We start from the raw sequence: 22,675 nt of genomic DNA on the forward strand, positions 1-22,675 counted from the left end.
CGAACAAAAGCCACCAGGCGTCTGGTGGCTTTTTACTGTTAATTTACACGCGCATAACGTCTCACCGCGCATAGTTCCTTCACAAACTTGGTTCCAGCTAGCGTGCAGTATTCAATCGACTGACCGGTTGAAGGGGAATGAATCATCTGACCGTTGCCAGAATAGATGCCGACATGGCGCACATTCCCTTTTCTTTCGTCATTTGCGAAGAACAACAGATCTCCCGGAAGCCATTGTGTCTCGTCTCCACTGTTTATCTCTATACCAGATACTGCTTGATCACTTGCATCTCGTGGAATCGAATACCCACATGCGCGCAGCATGTTAGAACTAAACCCTGAGCAGTCATAGCCGTAGCTCGACATGCCTCCCCAGAAATACGGGAGATCCAGGAACTGGCTGGCTTCTTTTAGCACTGCTACACCATCTCGTTTCGTGAACTCATCACGAGAACTCGCCACTTCAATGTCTTCACTCCGGACAAGCATCTCCCCATGAGGTGTAATCACTGTTGTAAATTCTTCAGAGGAAAGTCGAACAGGAAGAAACGTATTGAACGGCACGACTAGAAATGGTTCTTTATCAAGTGTCCAAAGCTGCGCTTTGTTTACAGCTATACGTGCCAGTTCTTGCGAATCTTTGTAGTCTACTTCTGTTAGTTGATGTAGCGGAACCCACCCAGGATAGCCACGTTGATCTTTTTTAGAAGACTGCCACTCGCAAACGACTTTCGCCCAGTTCCCTTCAATCGCATCGATATGTACCGGGTCTCCATAGAGTAGTTGCGTTTGCACTCGGTTGCCTTCACACAAATCCAGCAATTCTTCAAAGCCCAACTTTTCTATCCATTTCGCCATCTTGACCGGTTGGTCGAATCCAAACTGATCAATTTCTCGTGGTGATTCCGGTGAGGTCCAGACTGTCGCTACTGAGACGGAACACACCCATTTGGTTGATGAAACATTCATTTCTATTCCTCCCTTTAAGCTTCATACTAGTTCAGCGAATCACTGCTAATGCTACTATATGTGGTTGAATAAAAATAAAGCAAACATTCCTCTTCAAATTCATAAAGTCATCCATATATGAAAAAAACACAAACCCTAAATTCTTAGGATTTGCGTTGATTTTCGATTGGGAGAATTTCCCTCCGAGGTACCTGTGCACCAAACAACTCTGTTTATTTACTACAATTACATAATTATGAGTAGTAAAACCAGTAGCATAAACACTCTCTATTCATTTATGCAAATTGTGTTGAATAGTTTCGTGCACAGGTACCTATTGAAATAAAAAACTTAATGTTGAGCAGTGATCAAACTTTTCATGGACACTTTAAATTGGTCGATCCATTCTTTGAAATAGACATTCTTTGAAATGAATTTCATCGCCAAGTAGCCGAGAACACCACCGAGCGTGTTGGCAATCAAGTCATTCACATCTACACTTCTGGCACTGTTAAAGATGATATACATAAGTAACTGCAGGACTTCTATAGAGAGACTGAACAGCAAGCTACTGATTACAACTGGCTCCCACGAAATTTTGTCCTTTTTCACTAGTAACCATTGGTATACACCGAATGGAATGAACATAATGATATTCAAAACAAACGTCGCTATATCTATTGTCAGTATCGGAATTGGGTTAATTCGGCTAAGCCAGGAAGTCTGATTCTTATACATCCCCCAGTTCACTTCAATCGGGAACGTTGTCAATGCCACCACCGATACTAGATAGATGCCTACAGTAATCAACGTGATATATTGAAACGCATTAAAACTCTCATTCTGTCTCTTTATCTTCCCCATCATTAAAACTAAATACACGACAAACAGTGGCCCCAAAACATACCATGCGTCAATAGTGGTCACATACGACCATGAATCTTCTGTCATCATTCTTACCCAACTCCTTTTCTTCAGATCGAAATCGTGCCTGCACTTTAGCTAGTACACTTATTATTTCATTCAAATCTGAAGAAATGAGTAGGGAAATTCTTAAGGTTTTCTTAGAGAACTCTTAAACAATTTAATTATGGCTCGGAAGAAATACTTAGCAGTCACTGAGGTATCTATTTATAAGTTCTGACTCTAAGAAATTCATTATCCAACACAAATCAGTCCGTATCTTTTCTGTTGTAAAGATATGTTAGATCCTCAAAATAAAACAGTGAATAATCTTCTGAAATGTCTACTTCGAAAAAATATTCTTTTTTCGTTTCAGATTCCAGAACTAGCACCTCATATAATCCTGGGCCTATCCGATACTGAATATCCATGTCCAAGTTCTCTCTACTAAGCTCATATTTTCTTTCTAAATGCTCTGCCACATAGTTATATACAATAATTTCTTTAGCTTTAAAATCATAATACATGTTACTTATTAGCATAACTACCAAGCAAAATAAGATGTTAAATACTATAATTTTTTTCATAGTTTATTCCTTCATAATTTATTTTAAATGGAAGAATTCCCCTTTTAGGTACCTGTGTACTAAACAACTCTAATTATTTACTACAATTTCATAAATATGCGTAGCAAACTCAGTAGATTAAACACTCTCCGTTTATTTATACAAATTGTGTTGAATAGTTCCGTGCACAGGTACCTATACAAATCGGTCTCAGTGTTTAAGTCTCTCAAATGACTTTCTGGGTAGAAATGGGGTACGATGCACATAACTACTATTCGAGGAGTGGGGTTATGAAACTCATCGTGTTCGGTGCTACTGGCGGCGTCGGTCAGCATGTCGTGAAACAAGCCTTAGAAAAAGGCATGGACGTTACGGCGTTCGTTCGCACCCCTTTCAAACTAAACGTGACGCATGAAAAACTCCAAGTCATTCAAGGAGATGCGTTCAATCCGGAAGAGGTCGCTGCTGCCATTGAAGGACACCAGGCCGTCGTGTCGTGTTTAGGTTCTAACAAAGGCACGAAAAAATCTGGTGAGCTAGAAGAAATGGCAAAGAATATTGTTCTTGGAATGAAACAACATAACGTCGACCGAATTGTGTATACGGCTTCTGCAGGAATTAATAAAGAGCTTCCGGGAGTCAGCGGCAAACTGATCATGCAGATTCTTAAAAATCCTTTGACCGATCATCGCAATGCTGTCGATTTCATTCAAGCAAATGGGTTAAACTACACAATCGTTCGACCGCTCGGCTTAACAAATGACGCGTTCATGGGAACTTACAGAGAATCCGTAGAAGGTGTGCCCGACAAATCTAGAACGATTCCTCGCGCCGACGTAGCGCACTTTATTGTGAAAGCGTTGAGTGAGGAAGGCTATACAAACGCATCTATTGGGATTGCTACGTAAACAGCCCAATAAAATCTGCACGTAGGAGGAATTCACAAATGATTATCGTCACAAACCGAATCAAAATGAAAAAAGGCTTCGCTGAAAAAATGGCTCCGCGATTCACAAAGCCAGGCGCACTACAAAAAATGAACGGCTTTGTAAAAGTGGAGGTATGGATTACACAAAACCTCACTGAGCATGATGAAGTAAGCGTCAATATGTACTGGGAGACGATGAAAGGCTTCACAGAATGGAGAAACAGCGACGCTTTCAAAGAATCTCATTCACGTCCAGGAAATGATGGAGAAGAATCGCCGATGCTAGGAAGCGAGATCATTGTCTCGGAAGTGGCTTCTACTTTGGAAGCTGAGAAGTAACTGGTAGATACTCTAAATACACCATACAAAAGAGTCCACATTCGTAAAAGAATTGGGCTCTTTTAAAATGTGTCTGCAAGTGAATGCAAAGCATCTATTAGTTATATGAAGATGAATTAATATAACGTTCCATTAGCTGGGTTTCCTCATTTAGTAATCGCGAAAGAAATAATAATGGAAGATATTAAAAACAGAAAAGAAAATCGTCATACATCCATCACGCTCTCCTATGAACCTCTGAATGAAAAAGCAAAGCATATATACGAAAAACTAGGGTTCCAAGAAGTAGAGGGTCTTGTAATTAACGATGAACAAGTCGCTCGTTATGTTTTTGAGTAGGTTACTTCATCAATTCTCACAATTATTAGCTGAGTATTTTGAGGATGCCGAGGTACTTATAGGTAGCTGACTGACCTAATCTTTCAATACAGATCATTGAGTGAATATTAAAATATTGACTTATAACCTAGTTAACCAATATGATTAATATTGTTCAAGGGATAGAATTTTCATTAAATTATAATAACTTTTTAAAGGGGTTGAATAACGATGCGGTATGGATTTTGGCTTCCTATATTTGGAGGATGGCTTCGCAATGTCGAAGATGAGAATATGCCTCCCACTTTTGACTACGCAAAACAAGTAATTCAAGCAGGAGAAAGACTTGGCTTTGATACCACACTCATCGCCGAGCTTTACCTGAATGACATTAAAGGGCCCGAATCCGACTCTTTGGAAGCATGGTCTACAGCAGCTGCGCTTGCAGCCGTTACAGATAGAATTGAAATTATGGCCGCTGTCCGACCTGGCTTCCACAACCCGGCAGTAACAGCAAAAATGGCCGCAAACATCGATCAAATCAGCAACGGACGTTTCACTCTGAATGTCGTTTCTGCGTGGTGGCAAGAAGAAGCCAACCAATACGGAGGAGTCTTCACGGAACACGACGAGCGGTACGACCGTACAGAAGAATTCCTGGAAGTCATAAAAGGACTTTGGACGAAAGAAGTCTTCTCTTTTAAGGGTAAATTCTACACTATTGAAAATGCACACTTGCACCCGAAACCGGTCCAAAAACCGAACCCAATTCTGTATGCAGGCGGTGAAAGCCCTCGAGGGAAAGAAACCATCGTTGCAGGATGCGATGCTTACGTCATGCATGGCGGAACGGTCGAGGAAATCAAAGCCAAAGTTGACGGCATGAAATCTCTTCGTAACCTGGCTGGAAAAGAACCATTCAAATCTTTCGGTATGGCAGCCTATGTCATCTGCCGCGATACGGAAGAAGAGGCTCTAGCCGAGCTTGAACGCATCACAGATGTGAAGGAAAACAGTGGATATGCCGGTTATAATGACTTCACGAGTAAATCACAACTTGAACAGCAAGTTAAACTCTACGACTACTCGGTTTCCAACCGTGGGCTGAGACCGAACTTAATTGGCACTCCTGAACAGATTGCCAATCAGATAATTGCATACGAAGAATCCGGGCTTGATCTATTACTGCTCCAATTCTCCCCGCAACTCGAGGAGATGGAACGCTTTGCAGAAAAAGTCATGCCACTCGTTGAAAGCAAGAGAGCCCGAGTTATCTAATCAAAAGGAGGACCCTAAACATGAGCAAAGTTTACATCATCCATGAAAACAGCGAATGGACTAACCATTTGACCAGTAGACTTGAAGAGCTTCAGGTACCCTACGAAGAATGGCATCTTGACCAAGGTTTAGTGGACCTCACGGAAGCGCCGCCTGAAGGCATTTTTTACAACCGTATGAGTGCTTCTTCGCATACACGCGGCCATCGTTACGCACCGGAACTTACTTCCTCGGTACTTGCATGGCTTGAGCACCATGGTCGTACCATCTTTAATGGCAGCAATGCCCTTAGACTTGAACTCAGCAAAGTGCTTCAATATACGGCATTGAACGCTGCGGGCATTAAAACACCGGATACCATCGCAGCGGTAGGTAAGGAACAGATCATCAAAGCAGCTGAAAAACTCGGTGAAAGCTCTTTTATCACCAAGCATAATCGTGCAGGGAAAGGCCTTGGAGTCCAGCTATTCAATTCTATCGATGGATTACGGGGCTACGTCGATGGACCAACATTCGACGAGCCGGTAGACGGAGTCACACTGATTCAGAAATATATCAAAGCACCTGAACCTTTCATCACTCGTTGCGAATTCATCAACGGTGATTTTCAGTACGCAGTTAAAGTCGACACTTCCGAAGGCTTCGAACTATGCCCAGCAGACGCTTGCCAAATTGACGACTTGTTCTGCCCTGTAGGCGAACAACCGACATCTTCACCAAAGTTCCAGATTATCCAAGGTTTCAAAGAGCCGATTATTGAAAAATACGAAGCCTTCTTAAAACAAAACCAAATCAAAGTAGCAGGAATCGAATTCATCTACAGCGAAGACGGTGAAATCTATACGTACGACGTCAACACTAACACCAACTACAACGCAGACGCCGAAAAAGTTGCAGGCAAATACAACATGTTAACACTTGCAAAAGTTCTTAAAGAAGAACTCAATAAACAATATGATGGAATAAGATAGAAATTCTTTGGCCCGACACCCCCAGCGGATTCACAATAGAGAAAAAGGCTTAGAGACATATGTCTCCATGCCTTTTTTTGTATGTTCTTGTTGCACTAAACTGCCCGTTAGTTGAATAATATCGCTTACTTTTATTCATCTCGTTCACAAAATTTTTCAGCTGTCTCCTTCTCCCCTCCTTTTAGTGTACTCCTAACTAAACAAAGCAGAAAGTTTGTTAAACGTTTTTAGTGAGTGTTAATATGGACAAACTTAGGTAAATATTGAGGAGGATCCGGAATGGTAAATGAAGTGATTATGGACGATTTTTCTTTGAAGGTAACTGGTTTTGAACAAGGAGTCATCACAAGCAGTTCCGGAAAAGAAGCAAAGACGATTAGGTTTGATTTTGAAGTAAGAGGCGGGAATGAGTACCACGACGTTACGGTCCATTTATACAAAAATACATTTGATGTATTGGTCCCTGAACTCGATTTGAGCTTCAGAGGAACCATCAACAATTACTCTACTTCACGGACTGATTTCACGAATGAAAATTCTTCATCACTATTCAGCCTGGAGCTGATTGAAATTGGATAGAGAAAATCGACTGAAATTAAGCATCCTGGATCAATCACCTGTATCCGCTGGCAAAACACCAGCTACAGCTTTGCAGGCTTCCATGGAGCTCGCAAAAAGTGGTGAACAGTTCGGGTACACGCGGTATTGGATTGCCGAGCATCACGATTTTTCCGGACTGTCCTGTTCTGCGCCGGAAGTGATGCTGGGCTATATTGGGGCGCACACTAAAACAATCCGTATCGGAGCAGGGGCGGTATTGCTTCCGCATTATAAACCGTACAAGGTTGCGGAAGTCTATAATATGCTAGCGACTCTGTTTCCGGGCAGAATTGATTTAGGAATCGGAAGGGCTCCGGGCGGATCAGCTGAAGTGACGATGGCTCTCTCGGATAATTATTTGCAAAATGTTTATAAATTGCCGGAATCCTTTAAAGAACTTTTGCATTTCCTCAAAGATGATTTTCCGGAAGAACATATGTATTCAAAAGTATCTGCAGCACCGCTTCCGGAAATTTCTCCTAAACCATGGCTTCTCGGGACAAGTAGTAAAAGTGCCCAGCTTGCTGCAGAGAATGGAAGCGCCTATGCATTCGGTCATTTTATGAGTGATAAAGAAGGGCCAGAAACCCTTAAAACCTACGAAGAAAATTTTCAACCTGGTTTATCCCAAAAACCGGAATCGATTATAGCCGTGTCTGCCATTTGTGCAGAAACTACCGAAAAAGCTGAACGCTTGGCAAAGAGTGGTTTTCTCTGGAAATTAAAGATGGCAAAAGGGGAAGGTAGCGTTGGAATCCCTTCACTAGAAGAAGCCGAACGCTATCCATATACAAGTGGAGATCAACAAGAAATTGAAGAGATGCGGCGCAAAATGATTATCGGCAATCCACAAGAGGTACGGGAGCAGCTTGAACAGTTACAATCCATCTACCACACTAATGAATTCATGATCCTTACTATCACTCATGACTATAGGGATCGCTTACAGTCGTATAAATTGATTGCTAAAGAACTCTTGTAATAAAAACAACCAGTTAATTGGAAGTTAACTGGTTGTTTTCTATTTAGCTGATTACATTTTAATGCTCTCCCTAACTCCCTCTGATATTCTAACTCCCAAAGATAGCAACATACTGATTTTGCAAACCAAATCTATTACCCGACCATGCTAAAGTATTCAAGACATACCCTAAAGAATCCGCATTGTATCGCCCTGCAATTCTCTGATAGGCCAACAGTTCAAACTGTTGATTGTAATCAAAATCTACAGGATATAATCCACTAAGCGGATTTACAAATCCAGTAATCGGACTCTTCAATTTCCCATTTTCATCATAGATTTCATCTAAATATTCGCTGCCTCTTGCTGAGATGTCAATAATGTACGTTTCATTATTGATCAGGCTAACGACCTTCACTTTGTAATGATCTTGATACGAAACTTCATACTGGTACTGCTCATTATAAGCATCAAAATCAAAAATCAACTTCGGTTCATTGTCCACAAATGAATAGATATAGTGATACATAATTCCCCCACTGCCACCTGTGGCAATGCTTATGAGAATATCATCTACACCATTCCCCGTAAAATCCCCCAGGAACAGAGTAGGATTGTAGCCTGCATTTTCACCAAGTGGAACCCTGGTTACCGCGCCAGACCTTCCATCTTGCACGAGTAAGGTGATATTTTGAATAAATGGACTATCTGGCGTCATGACTCCGGTCAAATAAACATTATCAGGCACTCTATCTCCCGTTACATCCCCACGTGCAAACGAAACCACATTCGGAGTATTGATGTGCATCCCAGCGTAATAATTAGACATATCCTTCTCCTTTGCATACAATCTACACTCTTTCTCTGCGTTCTATAGATGTATGCTCCGCTCCCCTAGCTTATATCTACTTAATTCGGAACAATTCTATAAAGCTGAATAGCACAACGTACAGTTACCTTTTAGTGTAAATAAAAAGAAGTTGTATAATTAAGGGAAGGGATAGTAAAAAGCGAAAGGGCGATGAAATGTTTAATCAAAAAAGAATACGAGATTACGGAGTAGAGATTGGTCGATTAGAAACCGGTCCTTATAACGCGATTACCGATGTAGAAGGCGTAACAGTTGGACATGTGACGCTAAGCGATAACACTATGCAAACAGGTGTTACAGCCATTTTGCCGCATCAGGGCAATATCTTTAAAGAAAAACTAATTGCTTCCAGTCATGTGATTAACGGTTTTGGAAAAACGATGGGTACGATTCAAATGAGTGAATTAGGTACTTTAGAGTCACCTATTCTATTAACGAACACATTGAGTGTCGGGTTAGCTGCAGATACATTAATTGATTACATGCTAGAAAAAAATCCTGAAATTGGACGTACCACGGGAACCGTGAATCCCATAGTCGGTGAATGCAATGACATGTTTTTAAATGATATAAGGGCAAAATTTGTGAAGCCGGAACATGTCCGTCAAGCACTTGAAAATACTTCGTCTGAATTCGAAGAAGGAACAGTCGGTGCAGGGACTGGAATGCTTTGTTATTCACTAAAAGGAGGAATTGGTTCTGCTTCTCGACTACTAAATCTGCAGTTTGGAAACTACACACTCGGGGTTTTGGTGTTGTCTAATTTCGGAATCTTAAGCGATTTGTTGGTGAAGGGTAAAGCTGTTGGTCAAGAATTGAAGGAAGCCATTCGTGCATCTTATAAAGAAGAGGATAAAGGGTCCATCATGATTATCGTTGCAACCGACCTGCCAGTGTCTGAGAGACAATTAAATCGCATACTAAAAAGGTCTATTACAGGCTTATCTAGAACGGGTTCAATCATTACAAATGGAAGTGGCGAGATCGTCATAGGATTCTCTACAGCCACCAAGATTCCGCATGAAAAACCAGAACATTGTTTGGCAATCCCTCAAATTCATGAAGAAGATATGGATGTGGCTTTTAGAGCTGTGGGAGAAGCGACAGAAGAAGCAGTATTAAATTCATTAGTAACGGCAGAAGCAGTGATTGGACGAGATGGGAATGAAAGGCCAGCATTTAAAGATTTAATACAAAAGTTTGGTATTCAGCTTAAATGAATGCTACTCATTGCAAAAGTTGATAGCCAGAAGGAGGTCGATAATCAATGGCATTGAGAGACATCGACCTCCATTTAGACTTGCCTAAGATGACTGAGGGTATCCTGCTCGCTAAAATACTCCTATTTTAACGATTGTACATAAGCTTCCATTCCTTGCAGACGAAGCTTACATGCTGGGCACTCCCCACATCCATCCGCAATTATTCCGTTATAACATGTCAATGTTTTTTGACGCACAAAGTCAAACGCACCTAGCTGATCTGCTAAAGCCCATGTTTCTGCTTTATCGATCCACATGAGTGGCGTATGTATAACAAATGAGGTATCCATCGACAAATTTAATGTGACATTCAATGATTTTACAAAGGCATCGCGACAATCTGGATAGCCACTAAAATCGGTTTCACACACACCTGTTACAATATGCTTCGCGCCAATTTGGCTTGCTAAAATCCCTGCGAAGGATAAAAAAACTAAATTACGACCTGGTACAAACGTAGATGGGAGCTCGCCTTCCTCCCCTTCTTTTATTTCGATATCGTCTCGCGTTAACGCATTCGGTGCCAACTGATTCAAGAGCGACATATTTAAAATATGATGTCGTACGTTCAACTCCTGGGCAATTTGTTTAGCACATTCAATTTCGAGTGCATGGCGTTGTCCATAATCAAAAGTTACGGCTTCTACCTCTTTAAAGTTTTTTAAAGCCCAAAACAAACACGTTGTACTATCTTGCCCGCCACTAAATACAACAACGGCCTTATCATGTTTCATTATGTTTTCTCCTCTTTTTGCAAGCAAAGTTTATTGAATTGTCTATCGTTTTACAGCCCAGAATTACACCCCTCTTTTATTTCCCCAGATGAGGGTATGCAGCTGTGGCAGTACTTTAACATCGTTTAATTGTTCATCCATCATCACTTGATCAATGAGCATTTCATACTTTGCCAATAGATGATTTGCTAATTGTCCAGTGTCTGATGAGGTAATATCATCATTTCCGACTTGTAAATAAAGTGGGATGTCTGGGTATCGTTGATGTACATCTTTGGCATACTCATAATCCTTTTGATTAAAGATAACGATTTTTAGGGACATGTGCTGATTACCATTTCGAATTTTCAACTTCTCTATAATAGTAGACAGCATCGAAAAATTTGTGATCATATTAGAGCTAGGTGGCTTTGGAGAAATTGTCAATTCATCGATGTCATATAGCCAATCCTGCCACTTACTTCCTTGTGTCTCTACACTAATTTTTATATTATTTTGTTTTAAAATTGCAATCAGTGCACCTAGGTTGGAAAGAAGTGCTGGATTCCCTCCTGAAATTGTGACAAATGAAAACCTATTTCCACCAACACGTTTTAACTCTGTCCAAATATCCTCCGCCGTCATTTGCACGATTAAATGCTTGCCGCTACCGTCCCATGTAAATGACGAATCACACCAAGAACAGGCATAATCACATCCAGCTGTGCGTACAAACATTGTCTTCTGACCTATTACCATGCCCTCGCCTTGCACTGTAGGACCGAAAATCTCCATTACAGGAACTTTACTCAACTTCCATCCATTCCCTTCTTGCTTCAGCATAGCTCGTAGGCGTTTCATATAGCTTAACAAACTCTACACGTGCGCCATCATACCGTTGCTCCTTTTGCAAAGCTTCATGTAATTTTTCATAAATCCACACAACAATATTTTCAGCTGTTGTATTCATTGGTGGTAGCGTTTCATTGATATAATGATGGTCCAAATACGTTTCGATTTGCTTCCACATTTCCTTAATTTCTCCAAAATCAATCATCAATCCTCGATCGTCCGTATAACCGCTTATGCCTAAAATCGCACGATACGTATGTCCATGTAGATTTTTACACTTTCCCTCATAGTTATGTAAATGATGGGCGGCGTCAAACGTAAACTCTTTACTGACAAGTACACGCTTTGCATGATACTTCAATTGACTACTTTTAATATCCACATCGATTTTTTGTAGCTTATCGACAATTCTAAATTCAGGCATATGTTAAAATCTCCTTCAGCTTATAAATATAAAAAACTCCCTCGTAAAATGTTTCCGACACTTTCCAAGAGAGGCGCTATGATTCGTTCTATTAAAACATAGGAAGAAAACATAAAAAAAGCCACGTCCTATATGGACATGGCGAATAGTCATGTTTCCATAGTTTTTTATAGAGGGTAGTAGCTATGAACCTCTCCCGTTTTATTACGGGCGTTATTGTATAAGATTATCATATAGTAGTTTCCAGTAGATATCAAATGTAATTCCAATGAAACCGCGCTTACTTTGCTATTTACTAGAATTTTTTGATCCTCTAGATTCATAATCGATTACTGTTAAATTAAGCGTTTTATTCTAAGGTAACAGTGTACCCAATGATTCTGAGTTTGCATTGCAATTCTATAACTATATAGAGCAAACCTTATTAAATTAAGATTGTTGAATTGTGTGAGGCACAGGTACGGTTTTACCCAATCAACACATAACCACTTTAGTTCGAGTAATTGTCGCTACTGATAATGTTCCAACTATTGTTAGTAGCTAAAGAGGTAGTAAAAAGTACACTATCTAAACTTCCTTATTAGTATTGTATTTTGTTCTTTTCCGATTTCTGAAATACACATACAAATTCCGAATGAAGATGATGACAAGAGCGATGTATGCGATGAACATCACATAGAAGTCGGTTGAAAGATTCTCTGCTATGTACTCCATATTGGTGACAAGTAAGCTTGAAAAGAGAATTAACAGTAAAGTTGTACTAAGCAGCCAAATCAAATCTGTTCTAGACTTGAAAATAGCAGAAGCAATCAAGCTGAAGATGAATACTAGAAGTGCAAGACTCAGATGATTGACATACGACGTCATGAACTCTAAATCGCTCATTTATTTTCCTCCAGTTGATTTAATGAGTTCCAAGCATTGAAGACCATCTGATTTCAAATTTAGATTTTTATAAACGATTGGAAGTAAATTGAGTACTGCCATAAAGTAAGAGGCAACAATAAATGACCTATACCAATCTGCATACTGCGCCTCCCCAAAAATCCACACAGTAGTTGCAGTAGCTAGATTAAAAATGATTCCTCCCATATAAATGAGAAGTTGTTTATACTCTGCGAGAGAATCTATATCTTCCCATGCACAAAACCCGGTCCACCAATCGCTTTTATACAACACGAACTTACCAAATCGAAACGTTTCTTCCCCGCGACCTATACTCACTTCTTTAACTTTGCCTCCAACTAATACAACAAACACAGCGTGTCCTAGTTCATGGATGAGGATGATGATGGGAAGATAAACAATGTACATTACTATATTTAGTAAATCACTAGCCATCATTTACTCCCCCAATCAAATCATTACTTATTGAAATTAAATTGATTATAGCATTATATTCCATTTATTAAATCACATATAGGAAATTAGTGAAATATATTCCAATCGAATCAATATAAAAAACACGAACCTAGTTAAAAGACTCGTGTTTAACTCTGCGCTTTATCTACTATTCTTTTTGCCAAACGTTCCTCTGAACATAATATAAAACATGCTTCCTCAACATACTTTTTGGATCAACTCTCGGATGATCAAACTTCTTCACAAACTCCAGCCCGATTTTTCTCATCACTTGCTTCGAAGGCTCGTTGATATCCGCAGTGAGGCTGAAAATTTCGTCAAAACCTAATTCCTCAAATCCATACTCCAAACAAGCTTTTGCTCCCTCAGTTGCGTAACCTTTCCCCCACGCCTCTTTTTTCAATCTCCAACCAATTTCGATACACGGCGTAAAGTCAGATTCAAACGTGGCTCTGTGAAATCCAATAAAGCCGATGAACTCCTTCGTTTCTTTCATTTCCACAGCGTACAATCCAAACCCGCATTCTTTGATTTCAGCAATGATGGCCTGACAAAAGACATCTGATTCTTTTTTCGATAATGCTTTCGGAAAAAATCTCATCACTTTTTCATCAGCATTCAGATATTGGAAAGGCTCTAAATCCGAGTCTTTCCAGTCACGCAATTTTAATCTCGGGGTCTCGATATAAATCATGGTGCACCTCCAAAAATAAACTAATTACTGCTAAATTGGTTTTAATGTCTTTACTTTCGAAATCGCTTTAAGCACCTCAGACTTGTTCTTTGAAAGCTTCATCCATTTTGGCAATCTACTCTCAGCACTTAAATAATATAAACCGGAGGGCCTGTTATTCTTTTGAATATAGTCTTCGATTTCTTTCAAATGGTCATAATTTAAAAACCAAATCTTATGACCACAACATGTAGTTTGAAGGTACAGAGGCAGACCGAAGTACCAGTCGACTCCCTCTCTCACATCATAAAGTGTGTGTTCAAAAGCTAAAAGGTTGTCCCATCTTCTTACTGGATGTAGATCTTTTGTATAGCCACATTCCTTACAAAGCAACCGTTTAGATTCGTGACCAACCACTCTTTGTTCATCTTCCTCATTCGTAAGCGTAAACACTCTAGCACCTTTTTCACATTTGGGACACTGAACAAAAATTAAATTTGAATAGCTCCACAGACTTCCATTCAAATAGTCATATGCCATAAACAATCCTCCTGCCCTGCAAATGCTACCAAATCCAATGCAAAACCTTTTTCATCCCATCACCCATTCTAAAAAAACCACACCTACTCCTGGTGCGGTTCCTCTTTATAGTTTATATCCGTCCACAAAATAAGAGATTGTCTCGAGTTCGTCTTCGGTGAGCTCTCTCTTCACATGGGCTTTGTAATGTTCCGTTATTTTCAGCTGATCACCTTGGCAACTTTTTGTGTAGTTCGCAAGGGTTCGAAGCATCGCCACTTCCTGATTGAATTCCTCTTTGGAAATCGGCTGTTGGTGCGAAGGAATATACGTTTCCGCATCAAACGATTCCAATACGTCTAACAAGCGCAAGGTTTCATCAACCGTATAGTGCACTTTTTCCGCGTACATCTTCGGATAGATGCAGTCTCCTAGGAATAGAATTTTCTCTTCCGGTATATACACAACAACCGAGTCTTCCGCGTGGTCGCCTCCGACATGTTGCACGATACAGGTCACACCGCCAAGATGAATCTCTGCTTTTTTATCGATTGTAATGTCTGGCAACGTCACTTTAATATCTCGATGATCCTTGTATTCTTCTTTGATTGCTTTGGCACAAAACTCAATTTCCACGCCTTCTCGTACCCGCTCATCAATGGCTTCATCTGACCACGAGTATGGCAGTAACTTCTCCATCTCCGCAGCAGTCTGTTTCGAAGCAAGTGAAACTGTTTCCCGTAGTGTGGAAAGGCCAAGGATGTGGTCCCAGTGCCAATGCGTCAGTACAACTATATCTGGATTCGGAACACCCCACTTGTTTAGCTCTTGGATAAAATAAGTCACATGCTCTTCCGAATTTCCTGCATCAATCAGGAGTGTCTTCTCAGTGCCCGTCACCATTCCTAGAATCGGACGGTCGGTTAAAGAGATAGCGGAAATGTACCAAAACCGCTCACCTAGTTTGTGTATTGAGTGGATGACAATCGCCCCGTTTCATCATATATACAAGTATTGTATCATCTCGATGGGGGCAGATATGATTTCCATGAATTTTACGATTAGTACTGCTCAACCTTTATTTTCATCACTATTTTATCTTCAGTAGCCGCTTCAGTTTCAGAAAGGTCTTGAATCACCTCTTCAACTAGTTTTTGAATCATCTCTCCATCGCTATCTGCATCGTTCGGGAAACCAACTGAAACTGTATATTCGTCCACTCCACCATCAATTATGATTGCTAGTGATTCACTATCAAGTTCCGTTTCTTCAGTGATAGACGCGATTAGTTCATTTTGTAATTCAGAGGATATAGTTTCCTGTGAAAGTGCTGCTTCCAGTTCGCTTTCTAAGACGTCATTATTGCTACACCCAACTAATAAGATTGAACAGATTATAGCGCTTGAAATTATAGCTTTCTTCATCATTTTTAAGTCCTCTTTTCAAAAGTTATTATCACACTGGCAATAGTTAATATAGATCTGTTGTCGCCCCTAATGTAGCGCCTCGAATTATAGGTTCATCAAGTAAGCTTACTAGCTCGCTTGGCTTTCCTGTAACTATCACACCACTGATTCTGAGACTTTGAGGTTCTAGTGGTATCTCACCTTGATTGGTCAGAGTAGTAATGATTCTCTCAGCATCCTCTTGATAATCACCACCATCTTCCTTAACTTTCTCTAGGTTTGCTATAAACTCCGAAGCCGAATAATTCTCTGCATTTGGGTTATGTGAAAATCCGTATGCTTCAAACCCATAGACCGTCGTATCCGGAAAATTTTCATCTTTATTAAAATTCGTATCTCTTTCTATTTGTTCTTCGCTAAACGTATCTACCCAATACCAAGCTACTTGTTCTTCAAATACCTCGTTTATTTGCTCTATTGAATAACTGTCATCAAATGAGAGGGCCATCTCCACAACTCTACTATCCTCAATCTCATTGAGTAAGAGTCTTTCATCGAGTAATTGCGCATAGTCTACTTTGGGATGAAAGAATTCAACAATTCTTTCCCCTTCATAGTACATAGGAATGCGCGCATCATCTGAATTCCCTAATGCGAACGCACCATTATCTGAAACAATTTGAGAGGAACCAAAAATTGAAAAGACTTTTTCACGTTCTCCCCAGGGAATTGGGACCCCTCCAACAACTTTTACTAACTTCGTTTTGGCCGTTGCAGAAGTTATGGAGTAGTGAAAGATGCCTCCTCTCTCTTCGACATTAGCTCCTTTCACTTCGCTCCAAGCGGAATCTAAGTCTGTTTCTTTTTCCATTTTTATTTTCATTACGAGATTGGCTGCACTATATAATCCAACTAATACGATGGCACTTATAACTGATGAAATAATCACCATTTTTAAAGTCGAACGCCTCTTAGCCTTTTTTACTAGACCTTCAAATTCTAAATCCTTAGGAAAAAAATCATTTTCCTTGCTCATTCTCATGCCTCCTATAGTGTTCGATAAATTCTTGTCTCGCTCTATGCAAAATCGTTTTAACTGACCCTTCTTTCATGTTGTAGAGTTCTGCTATCTCTTTGATTTTCAAACCTGTACTGTATTTCAAAAGAAGTAGCTGTCTGTATTTTGGATTTAGTTTCACTAATACTTCATGTATGTCTCTTTCTAATTCGCTTTGCATGAGAACTCTTTCAGGTGTTTCCTCTTCAAATATTTCTAGTATGTTGAATTTTAATACTATTTCTCTTTGTTTAGATTTCTTACGGTAAAGATCATAATAGTGGTTTATAGCTACCCTAAATAGCCAACTTTGGACTTTATCCACTTGAATAGAATCTATGTATTTTAAGAATTTATACGCAGTATCTTGAATAATATCTTCTGCGTCCTCCTTAGAAGCACCCATTTTAATTAAGTACGAGTAAACAAACTTTAGTAGTTCATTTAATTTTCTCCCCATTATGGAATCATTCATTTCAAACCTCCCACCTTTAAAACGTTTCACTATTAGAAAGGTTAACAAAAAAATTACAGATTTAGGTCATTTACTTCGATTTACTATATATTCCTTGCATTGAGCAATAAAAAAGAACTTAGCAAGAATGATTTCACTTCTCGCTAAGTTCCTATGAAAGTTACTTTTAGTTTGTCACTAATACAAGAATGTAGGTATAGATTACATACTTGTTCCTGAATACTTCATTTGTTGGATTGTTTCGTGCCCAGATACCTCGTATTATAGATGAGCAGTATATATTAGGAGGTTTCTCATGCAATACAAGACCCATTTCGCTGGCGGGGCGCTCATCACACTCGCGGTCCTTCACCATACCGAGTATGTGTCGCCAGAGCAAGTGGTGCCATTTGCCGTCGCTACCCTGATCGGCTCGGTTGCGCCAGACATCGACCACAAGAACAGTTTCATCAGCAACCGCTTGAAACCTTTTGGCTTTTTAGTAAGACGCACGACCACCCATCGCGGAGCAACCCACTCCCCACTTATCATTGGACTGTTCAGCCTGCTTCTCTTTTCCGGGCTGGAAGTAACAGAATTCAGCTCTTACGCTTACCCAATCGCATTTGGCTTCTTTGTCGGTGCGCTCAGCCATTTACTGCTCGACATGCTGAACCCTCAAGGGGTGCCGCTTCTATTCCCTATACCGAAAGCGAAGCGATTTCGTATCGCTCACTTTCGCACGGGTGGCCTAGTCGAGAGAATAATCTTTATCACTCTCGTTATCGTCACAATCCAGTTTTTGTTGAACGCACTTTGAATCAGACATCCTCATGTATTGTGAGGGTGTTTTTATATGGCTTCTGGAATTGAAAAAACAATTCCCCGTTCTCCTCATTCACCTGTGTAAACTTCAATTTCCGTAGCAACTGAATCGATGCACTATTCTCCACTGCTACCCCGGCCATAATCTGATAGTCGCCTTGCTGCTGGATCCATTCAACCATTGCCTGGACTATTTCAAAAGCGTAACCTTGCCTTTTAAAGGACGGATGAACGGTATAACCAATCCAGAAAATAGCATCTTCCTTTTTGATGAAGACATCTCCAATTAGCGTTTGATCCACTTTCCTGATAATCGCTAATTGCGCTCCGCTTTCCAATGTAGCTTCCTTCAATAGAAACTCTTTATATTCTTCCCGTGAATATCCTTTAAACGATTGATATTTCATCCATTCCACATTGTTGCGATAGTCAACAAAAGCATCCAAATCGCTTTCGGCAAAACGTCTGACATAACATCTTTCTGATTCGAAGATTGCTTGGCTAGTCGGTTCTATCTTAGTCACCTCGTTCATCATTACTCTTCTAAAAGTTGAACCATTTCTGTGTATCCCATCTCCTTGGCATAATCCAGTGCCGTTTTCCCGCGGTTGTCACGAAGCTCTTTGTTCGCACTATACTTCAGTAATTCTTGAACTATTTCCTGATACAGCGCTGAACCGTCCGTCAAAGCTACTGCTTCAATCAAAGCCGTATAGCCATAATTATTTTGATGATCGATATCTGCTTTCCCGTCTTGCAGAAGAACCTTCACATTCTCTAAATGGCCTTTTTCCGCTGCCGGAATCAAAGCATTGCCACCATAGCGATTCACAACCGTATGATTCGGCTCAGCATGTGCAATCATATACTTCAAAATCTCTGTTTTCCCTTGTGCCCCCGCATACAAATACGGGCTGTCCTGAATATGATCTTGCTGATTAATATCAGCGCCAGCATCAATTAGACGTTTTGCGACATCAATAAAGTTTTTGTGTGTAGCAATCAACAGAGGAGATTCTCCTTTGTCATTTGTTTCATTTATCGGATAGGACGGATTCTGTAAAATAGCTTCTACTTTTCCGACATCATTGTTTTCAACAGCCTGAATAAGAGACCCCTGTTGCGACTTCATATGCTCTTCCTCCCTCAAAATGATTATTCGTTAGAGCTACTTATGATAAGGCTCTCCCTTAATAATCCGAAAACTCCGATACACCTGCTCCAACAACACCAACTTCATCAACTGATGCGGCAACGTCATCTTCCCAAACGACAATTGCTCATTCGACCGCTTCAATACATCTTCGTGTAGACCCAGGGAGCCGCCGATGACAAAGACGATTTTGCTAGTACCGTACGTCATGAGGGAATTGAGATGCGCAGCGAGTTCTTCAGAGCTGCGCGTCTTCCCGTTAATGGCAAGCGAGATGACATGTGCGTCTGGGTGAATTTTAGCTAAGATGCGCTCGCCTTCTTTGCGTTTGACGATTTCCATGTCCGCGTCACTTAAATTTTCTGGAGCTTTTTCATCTGGCACTTCGATCTGTTCGATTTTTGCATAAGCGCCGAGACGTTTTGCGTATTCTTCGATGCCCATTTTTAAATACTTTTCTTTTAACTTTCCAACCGTCACAATTGTGATATTCACAGGTTATCCACCTTTACAGTTCATTTACAAACACATTGTCCACATTAGTTATCCACATATCCACATAGATTATCTACATATTGTGTCTTATTTTTTTCCAGCTACGATATATATAGCTGCCTGTTCACAATGTTCACAGCGTGTGGATAAGTTTTCTGGATTCTCGAGCTTTTCAAGAATTGGAAATTCTCCTGTCGACGCCGTTACCTCGTCAAGTACTTGATTTACATGGTTTTCGCATGCGTATTTCTCCATTATTCGACCTCCTCTGACAATTAGGATTATGCACAAAGTTATTCACAATTCGTACTAGTTTATCCACACCCTATTGTAACAAATAAAAAAGAAGCAGGAAAGACGCCACTTCGTCCTCCTGCTCCCTGTGTAAATCTTTTGTGAAGTGAATTTAGTTATCCACATCTTATAATGCGTTGTTGTCTGTCAGTTCCAATGTGAATTCTACAATCTCACCTTGGCGGTATACTTTCACATCCATTGTATCGCCCACTTCTTTTTCTGTGTAGAGATATTGGCGAAGGTCGAGCATATTTTCAACCTTTTCTCCATCTAGTTCCACAATGACATCATATTGTTGCATGCCTGCTGCTGCAGCTGGAGAGTTATCAATCACTTCATCTACCACAACACCAGTTGTAATATCTTCTGGAAGTTTTAATGTTTCTTGCTGGTGGAAGGATGGAACTTGTTCCACATCGACGAGCGTCACTCCCATCGTCGGGCGTTTCACTTCACCGTTTTGTTCAAGGTCTTCAATGATTGGAATGGCTGAGTTGATTGGAATCGCAAGTCCAATTCCTTCAACTGTTGTTGTCGAGATTTTCATCGAGTTGATTCCAATCAGTTGTCCCGCGATGTTGATCAATGCACCACCGCTGTTCCCTGGGTTGATTGCCGCATCTGTCTGAAGCACTTCTGTCTGCCAGTCTTGTTGTCCATCTTCGTTCAAGTCCACTGGGATGACACGTTCTTTCCCGGAAAGAATTCCTGTTGTGACCGACCCGAAGAAATCGAGGCCAAGTGGATTCCCGATTGCGATAACCGGTTCACCTTGCGTTAACGCATCCGAGTCTCCAAATTCAATCACCGTTTCTACGTCCGTTGCGTCCATTTCAAGTACAGCTAAGTCGGTCCAAACGTCACTACCTACTAATTCAGCACTGACTTTTTTCCCGCCAGCAAGTGTCACTTCAATCGAGTTGGCTCCGTCCACTACGTGATGATTCGTCACGATAAATGCGCGGTCACCTTCGACTTTATAAATAACGCCAGATCCCGTTCCTGCTTCTTGTTCACCGGACTGTTCGCTGCTCCAGAAATTATTCACTTCCTGCAAGTTCGTGATTCCGACGACTGCTGCCGAGGTCTTTTCAACCGCCGAGGTGATGTCTGTCGTGACTTCCGTGCTCACTTGCTCGGTCTGAGTGATGTTGCCTGCAGTGCGTGTTCCATTGTTCGGAAGGGCGCTCTGCAAGCTCGGCATCATGAACCAAAGTAGCAATGCACCGACGAGTACTCCGGAAAGTCCCGCTAAAAAGTAGCCGGCAATTCCTCGTTTTTTCTCTGGTTTTTCTGAACGTTTTGGCGGCTGTGGATCTTCCGCGTACGGATTGTATGGTCTGTAATCATCCATCTTCGTCATCTCCTTTGTTGTACTGTATATGTATACTGTACCCTAAGAAGATGAAAATTAGATGAAAATTGCTTAAAAGTTTATTAAAAAGTGGGAGAGTTGATGAATCGCATCTAACGTACTCGGCTTTTTCTAGCAAGAACTTGAGTAATTGGGGTTTTGCGGACTACATTAGTTTCCATAATATGACCCAGGGCACAAAGCGGGACTTTCGGGGCACATGTGGCTCGCTCGAGTCACAAAACGGCCGTCTCAGGGCACAAAACAGTCCTTCCACGGCACAAAAACCAGCTGAAAATTCCACTCATTAAAAAAAACAGCCCCCTGATTCTAGGAGACTGTTTCGAGATTACTTATACTTCCACAAGCGGTGTTGGAATCTCGGCATCGGTGCCGTGCAAATGCACGTACTCGCCGGCGATGATGCCGCACGAGCGCAACGTTTGCTCAACGCTCATATGCGCAAGGTCTTTCATGTTGTTGTCTTTACTTAAATGCGATAAGTAAATCTGCGTTGGCTTCAAATCCACCACTTCACTCATCGCGACAGCGGCATCTTCGTTGGAAACGTGCCCGACGTCTGAAAGAATGCGGCGTTTGACAGACCATGGGTAGCGTCCCATCTGCAGCATGCCGACGTCGTGATTGCTTTCAAAGACAAAGGCATCGGAACCTTTGATGTAGCCCTTCATTCGGTCACTGACATAACCTGTGTCGGTGATGAGCGTGAGCTTTCTACCATTCTCGTGAAAGACATAGAACATCGGCTCAGCCGCATCATGGGACACCTGGAACGATTGGATATCCAGGCCGCCGAACGACTTCACCGTCTCCATATCAAACTGGAAGCGTTGTTCCGTCGGGATGATGCCAAGGTGATGATCCATCGCTTGCCACGTCTTGGCGTTCGCGTAGATCGGCACTTTGTATTTGCGGGCCATGACACCCAGCCCTTTTATATGATCACTATGTTCATGTGTAACAAGGATACCACTCAATTTGCGAGCATCTCGATCAATCTGCTGAAACAGCTGGTCCATTTTCTTTCCGCTCAGTCCGGCATCTACTAAAAAGGAGTGCTCCTCGTTTTCAACGTAAATGGCGTTGCCAGTACTGCCGCTCGCCAATACACTAAATCTCATGCTGA

General features: G+C 41.1%; 30 protein-coding genes and 1 riboswitch. Of the genes, 9 read left to right on the forward strand and 21 right to left on the reverse strand.

Annotated elements, in window-relative coordinates; all coding sequences use genetic code 11:
- Positions 1 to 38: 38 nt before the first annotated feature.
- The 3 genes from MKY84_RS01465 to MKY84_RS01475 all read right to left on the reverse strand — a co-directional run bounded on the left by MKY84_RS01465 (position 39) and on the right by MKY84_RS01475 (position 2,437).
- Positions 39 to 968 (reverse strand): C40 family peptidase, encoded by a 930-nt coding sequence (locus MKY84_RS01465; protein ID WP_342527290.1) that lies wholly within the window; start codon positions 966 to 968, stop codon positions 39 to 41.
- Between the two features lie 330 nt (positions 969 to 1,298).
- On the reverse strand, positions 1,299 to 1,901 hold the full coding sequence (locus MKY84_RS01470; protein ID WP_342527292.1) for a VanZ family protein: 603 nt from the start codon (positions 1,899 to 1,901) through the stop codon (positions 1,299 to 1,301).
- A gap of 218 nt (positions 1,902 to 2,119) precedes the next feature.
- Complete coding sequence (locus MKY84_RS01475) at positions 2,120 to 2,437, reverse strand: histidine kinase (protein WP_342527295.1); 318 nt, start codon at positions 2,435 to 2,437, stop codon at positions 2,120 to 2,122.
- A gap of 269 nt (positions 2,438 to 2,706) precedes the next feature.
- Here MKY84_RS01475 and MKY84_RS01480 point away from each other — a divergent pair, with 269 nt between their 5' ends.
- The 7 genes from MKY84_RS01480 to MKY84_RS01510 all read left to right on the forward strand — a co-directional run bounded on the left by MKY84_RS01480 (position 2,707) and on the right by MKY84_RS01510 (position 7,832).
- Positions 2,707 to 3,324, forward strand: a complete 618-nt coding sequence (locus MKY84_RS01480) for an NAD(P)-binding oxidoreductase (protein WP_342527297.1) — start codon at positions 2,707 to 2,709, stop codon at positions 3,322 to 3,324.
- 38 nt (positions 3,325 to 3,362) lie between these two features.
- Entirely contained in the window at positions 3,363 to 3,683 is a 321-nt protein-coding gene (locus MKY84_RS01485) for a heme oxygenase (protein ID WP_342527298.1), read from the forward strand.
- Positions 3,684 to 3,857: 174 nt separating this feature from the next.
- Positions 3,858 to 4,022, forward strand: a complete 165-nt coding sequence (locus MKY84_RS01490; protein ID WP_342527299.1) for a hypothetical protein — start codon at positions 3,858 to 3,860, stop codon at positions 4,020 to 4,022.
- A gap of 210 nt (positions 4,023 to 4,232) precedes the next feature.
- The gene (locus MKY84_RS01495) at positions 4,233 to 5,279 is read left to right on the forward strand and encodes an LLM class flavin-dependent oxidoreductase (protein ID WP_342527301.1); all 1,047 of its coding nucleotides are present in this window, start codon (positions 4,233 to 4,235) and stop codon (positions 5,277 to 5,279) included.
- Between the two features lie 20 nt (positions 5,280 to 5,299).
- The gene (locus tag MKY84_RS01500; RefSeq protein ID WP_342527303.1) at positions 5,300 to 6,250 is read left to right on the forward strand and encodes an alpha-L-glutamate ligase; all 951 of its coding nucleotides are present in this window, start codon (positions 5,300 to 5,302) and stop codon (positions 6,248 to 6,250) included.
- Positions 6,251 to 6,529: 279 nt separating this feature from the next.
- The gene (locus MKY84_RS01505) at positions 6,530 to 6,829 is read left to right on the forward strand and encodes a DUF3219 family protein (RefSeq protein WP_342527304.1); all 300 of its coding nucleotides are present in this window, start codon (positions 6,530 to 6,532) and stop codon (positions 6,827 to 6,829) included.
- Between the two features lie 10 nt (positions 6,830 to 6,839).
- A complete protein-coding gene (locus tag MKY84_RS01510; RefSeq protein ID WP_342528834.1) occupies positions 6,840 to 7,832 on the forward strand; it encodes an LLM class flavin-dependent oxidoreductase in 993 nt (330 codons plus the stop codon).
- A gap of 88 nt (positions 7,833 to 7,920) precedes the next feature.
- Here the strand turns inward: MKY84_RS01510 and MKY84_RS01515 are convergent, their stop codons facing one another.
- Positions 7,921 to 8,640 carry a VCBS repeat-containing protein gene (locus MKY84_RS01515; RefSeq protein ID WP_342527306.1) on the reverse strand — a complete coding sequence of 240 codons (720 nt, stop codon included), beginning with the start codon at positions 8,638 to 8,640 and terminating at the stop codon, positions 7,921 to 7,923.
- Positions 8,641 to 8,837: 197 nt separating this feature from the next.
- Here MKY84_RS01515 and MKY84_RS01520 point away from each other — a divergent pair, with 197 nt between their 5' ends.
- Positions 8,838 to 9,902, forward strand: coding sequence for a P1 family peptidase (locus MKY84_RS01520; protein ID WP_342527307.1), 1,065 nt, complete (start codon positions 8,838 to 8,840; stop codon positions 9,900 to 9,902).
- Positions 9,903 to 10,024: 122 nt separating this feature from the next.
- On the opposite strand, the gene queC is transcribed toward MKY84_RS01520, so the two are convergent.
- The 11 genes from queC to MKY84_RS01575 form a co-directional block, all read right to left on the reverse strand.
- The gene (queC, locus tag MKY84_RS01525; RefSeq protein ID WP_342527308.1) at positions 10,025 to 10,678 is read right to left on the reverse strand and encodes a 7-cyano-7-deazaguanine synthase QueC; all 654 of its coding nucleotides are present in this window, start codon (positions 10,676 to 10,678) and stop codon (positions 10,025 to 10,027) included.
- A 63-nt stretch (positions 10,679 to 10,741) separates the two neighbouring features.
- Entirely contained in the window at positions 10,742 to 11,470 is a 729-nt protein-coding gene (queE, locus tag MKY84_RS01530) for a 7-carboxy-7-deazaguanine synthase QueE (RefSeq protein WP_342528835.1), read from the reverse strand.
- A complete protein-coding gene (gene queD, locus MKY84_RS01535; protein WP_342527311.1) occupies positions 11,463 to 11,933 on the reverse strand; it encodes a 6-carboxytetrahydropterin synthase QueD in 471 nt (156 codons plus the stop codon). Before queD ends, queE begins: the two co-directional genes overlap by 8 nt.
- 153 nt (positions 11,934 to 12,086) lie before the next feature.
- Positions 12,087 to 12,133, reverse strand: a riboswitch (PreQ1 riboswitch).
- 367 nt (positions 12,134 to 12,500) lie between these two features.
- Positions 12,501 to 12,818 (reverse strand): hypothetical protein, encoded by a 318-nt coding sequence (locus MKY84_RS01540; RefSeq protein ID WP_342527313.1) that lies wholly within the window; start codon positions 12,816 to 12,818, stop codon positions 12,501 to 12,503.
- A complete protein-coding gene (locus tag MKY84_RS01545) occupies positions 12,819 to 13,274 on the reverse strand; it encodes a site-2 protease family protein (RefSeq protein WP_342527315.1) in 456 nt (151 codons plus the stop codon). It abuts the gene before it with no gap.
- Between the two features lie 169 nt (positions 13,275 to 13,443).
- Complete coding sequence (locus MKY84_RS01550) at positions 13,444 to 13,989, reverse strand: GNAT family N-acetyltransferase (RefSeq protein ID WP_342527317.1); 546 nt, start codon at positions 13,987 to 13,989, stop codon at positions 13,444 to 13,446.
- A gap of 30 nt (positions 13,990 to 14,019) precedes the next feature.
- Positions 14,020 to 14,508, reverse strand: coding sequence for a hypothetical protein (locus MKY84_RS01555; protein WP_342527318.1), 489 nt, complete (start codon positions 14,506 to 14,508; stop codon positions 14,020 to 14,022).
- Between the two features lie 105 nt (positions 14,509 to 14,613).
- The gene (locus tag MKY84_RS01560) at positions 14,614 to 15,468 is read right to left on the reverse strand and encodes an MBL fold metallo-hydrolase (protein ID WP_342528836.1); all 855 of its coding nucleotides are present in this window, start codon (positions 15,466 to 15,468) and stop codon (positions 14,614 to 14,616) included.
- 80 nt (positions 15,469 to 15,548) lie between these two features.
- Positions 15,549 to 15,911: a topoisomerase gene (locus MKY84_RS01565; protein ID WP_342527319.1), complete on the reverse strand. Its 363-nt coding sequence runs from the start codon at positions 15,909 to 15,911 to the stop codon at positions 15,549 to 15,551.
- Between the two features lie 46 nt (positions 15,912 to 15,957).
- Positions 15,958 to 16,929, reverse strand: a complete 972-nt coding sequence (locus MKY84_RS01570) for an anti sigma factor C-terminal domain-containing protein (protein ID WP_342527321.1) — start codon at positions 16,927 to 16,929, stop codon at positions 15,958 to 15,960.
- Positions 16,913 to 17,425: an RNA polymerase sigma factor gene (locus MKY84_RS01575; RefSeq protein WP_342527322.1), complete on the reverse strand. Its 513-nt coding sequence runs from the start codon at positions 17,423 to 17,425 to the stop codon at positions 16,913 to 16,915. Before MKY84_RS01575 ends, MKY84_RS01570 begins: the two co-directional genes overlap by 17 nt.
- 295 nt (positions 17,426 to 17,720) lie before the next feature.
- Between MKY84_RS01575 and MKY84_RS01580 the strand changes: the two genes are divergently transcribed.
- Positions 17,721 to 18,224, forward strand: coding sequence for a metal-dependent hydrolase (locus tag MKY84_RS01580; RefSeq protein ID WP_342527323.1), 504 nt, complete (start codon positions 17,721 to 17,723; stop codon positions 18,222 to 18,224).
- A 1-nt stretch (position 18,225) separates the two neighbouring features.
- Here MKY84_RS01580 and MKY84_RS01585 read toward each other — a convergent pair whose 3' ends face one another.
- From MKY84_RS01585 to MKY84_RS01610, 6 genes are all read right to left on the reverse strand, one after another.
- Positions 18,226 to 18,762, reverse strand: a complete 537-nt coding sequence (locus tag MKY84_RS01585) for a GNAT family N-acetyltransferase (protein ID WP_342527324.1) — start codon at positions 18,760 to 18,762, stop codon at positions 18,226 to 18,228.
- A gap of 2 nt (positions 18,763 to 18,764) precedes the next feature.
- On the reverse strand, positions 18,765 to 19,361 hold the full coding sequence (locus MKY84_RS01590) for an ankyrin repeat domain-containing protein (protein WP_342527326.1): 597 nt from the start codon (positions 19,359 to 19,361) through the stop codon (positions 18,765 to 18,767).
- 36 nt (positions 19,362 to 19,397) lie between these two features.
- Entirely contained in the window at positions 19,398 to 19,877 is a 480-nt protein-coding gene (gene rlmH, locus MKY84_RS01595; protein WP_342527328.1) for a 23S rRNA (pseudouridine(1915)-N(3))-methyltransferase RlmH, read from the reverse strand.
- An 87-nt stretch (positions 19,878 to 19,964) separates the two neighbouring features.
- The gene (locus tag MKY84_RS01600) at positions 19,965 to 20,132 is read right to left on the reverse strand and encodes a CxxH/CxxC protein (protein WP_342527329.1); all 168 of its coding nucleotides are present in this window, start codon (positions 20,130 to 20,132) and stop codon (positions 19,965 to 19,967) included.
- A gap of 166 nt (positions 20,133 to 20,298) precedes the next feature.
- Positions 20,299 to 21,528, reverse strand: coding sequence for a trypsin-like peptidase domain-containing protein (locus MKY84_RS01605; protein WP_342527331.1), 1,230 nt, complete (start codon positions 21,526 to 21,528; stop codon positions 20,299 to 20,301).
- 353 nt (positions 21,529 to 21,881) lie between these two features.
- Positions 21,882 to 22,670 (reverse strand): MBL fold metallo-hydrolase, encoded by a 789-nt coding sequence (locus MKY84_RS01610; protein WP_342527332.1) that lies wholly within the window; start codon positions 22,668 to 22,670, stop codon positions 21,882 to 21,884.
- Positions 22,671 to 22,675 lie beyond the last annotated feature (5 nt).

Origin of the sequence: Chryseomicrobium sp. FSL W7-1435, from assembly GCF_038595005.1 — a bacterium.
Taxonomy (GTDB): Bacteria; Bacillota; Bacilli; order Bacillales_A; family Planococcaceae; genus Chryseomicrobium.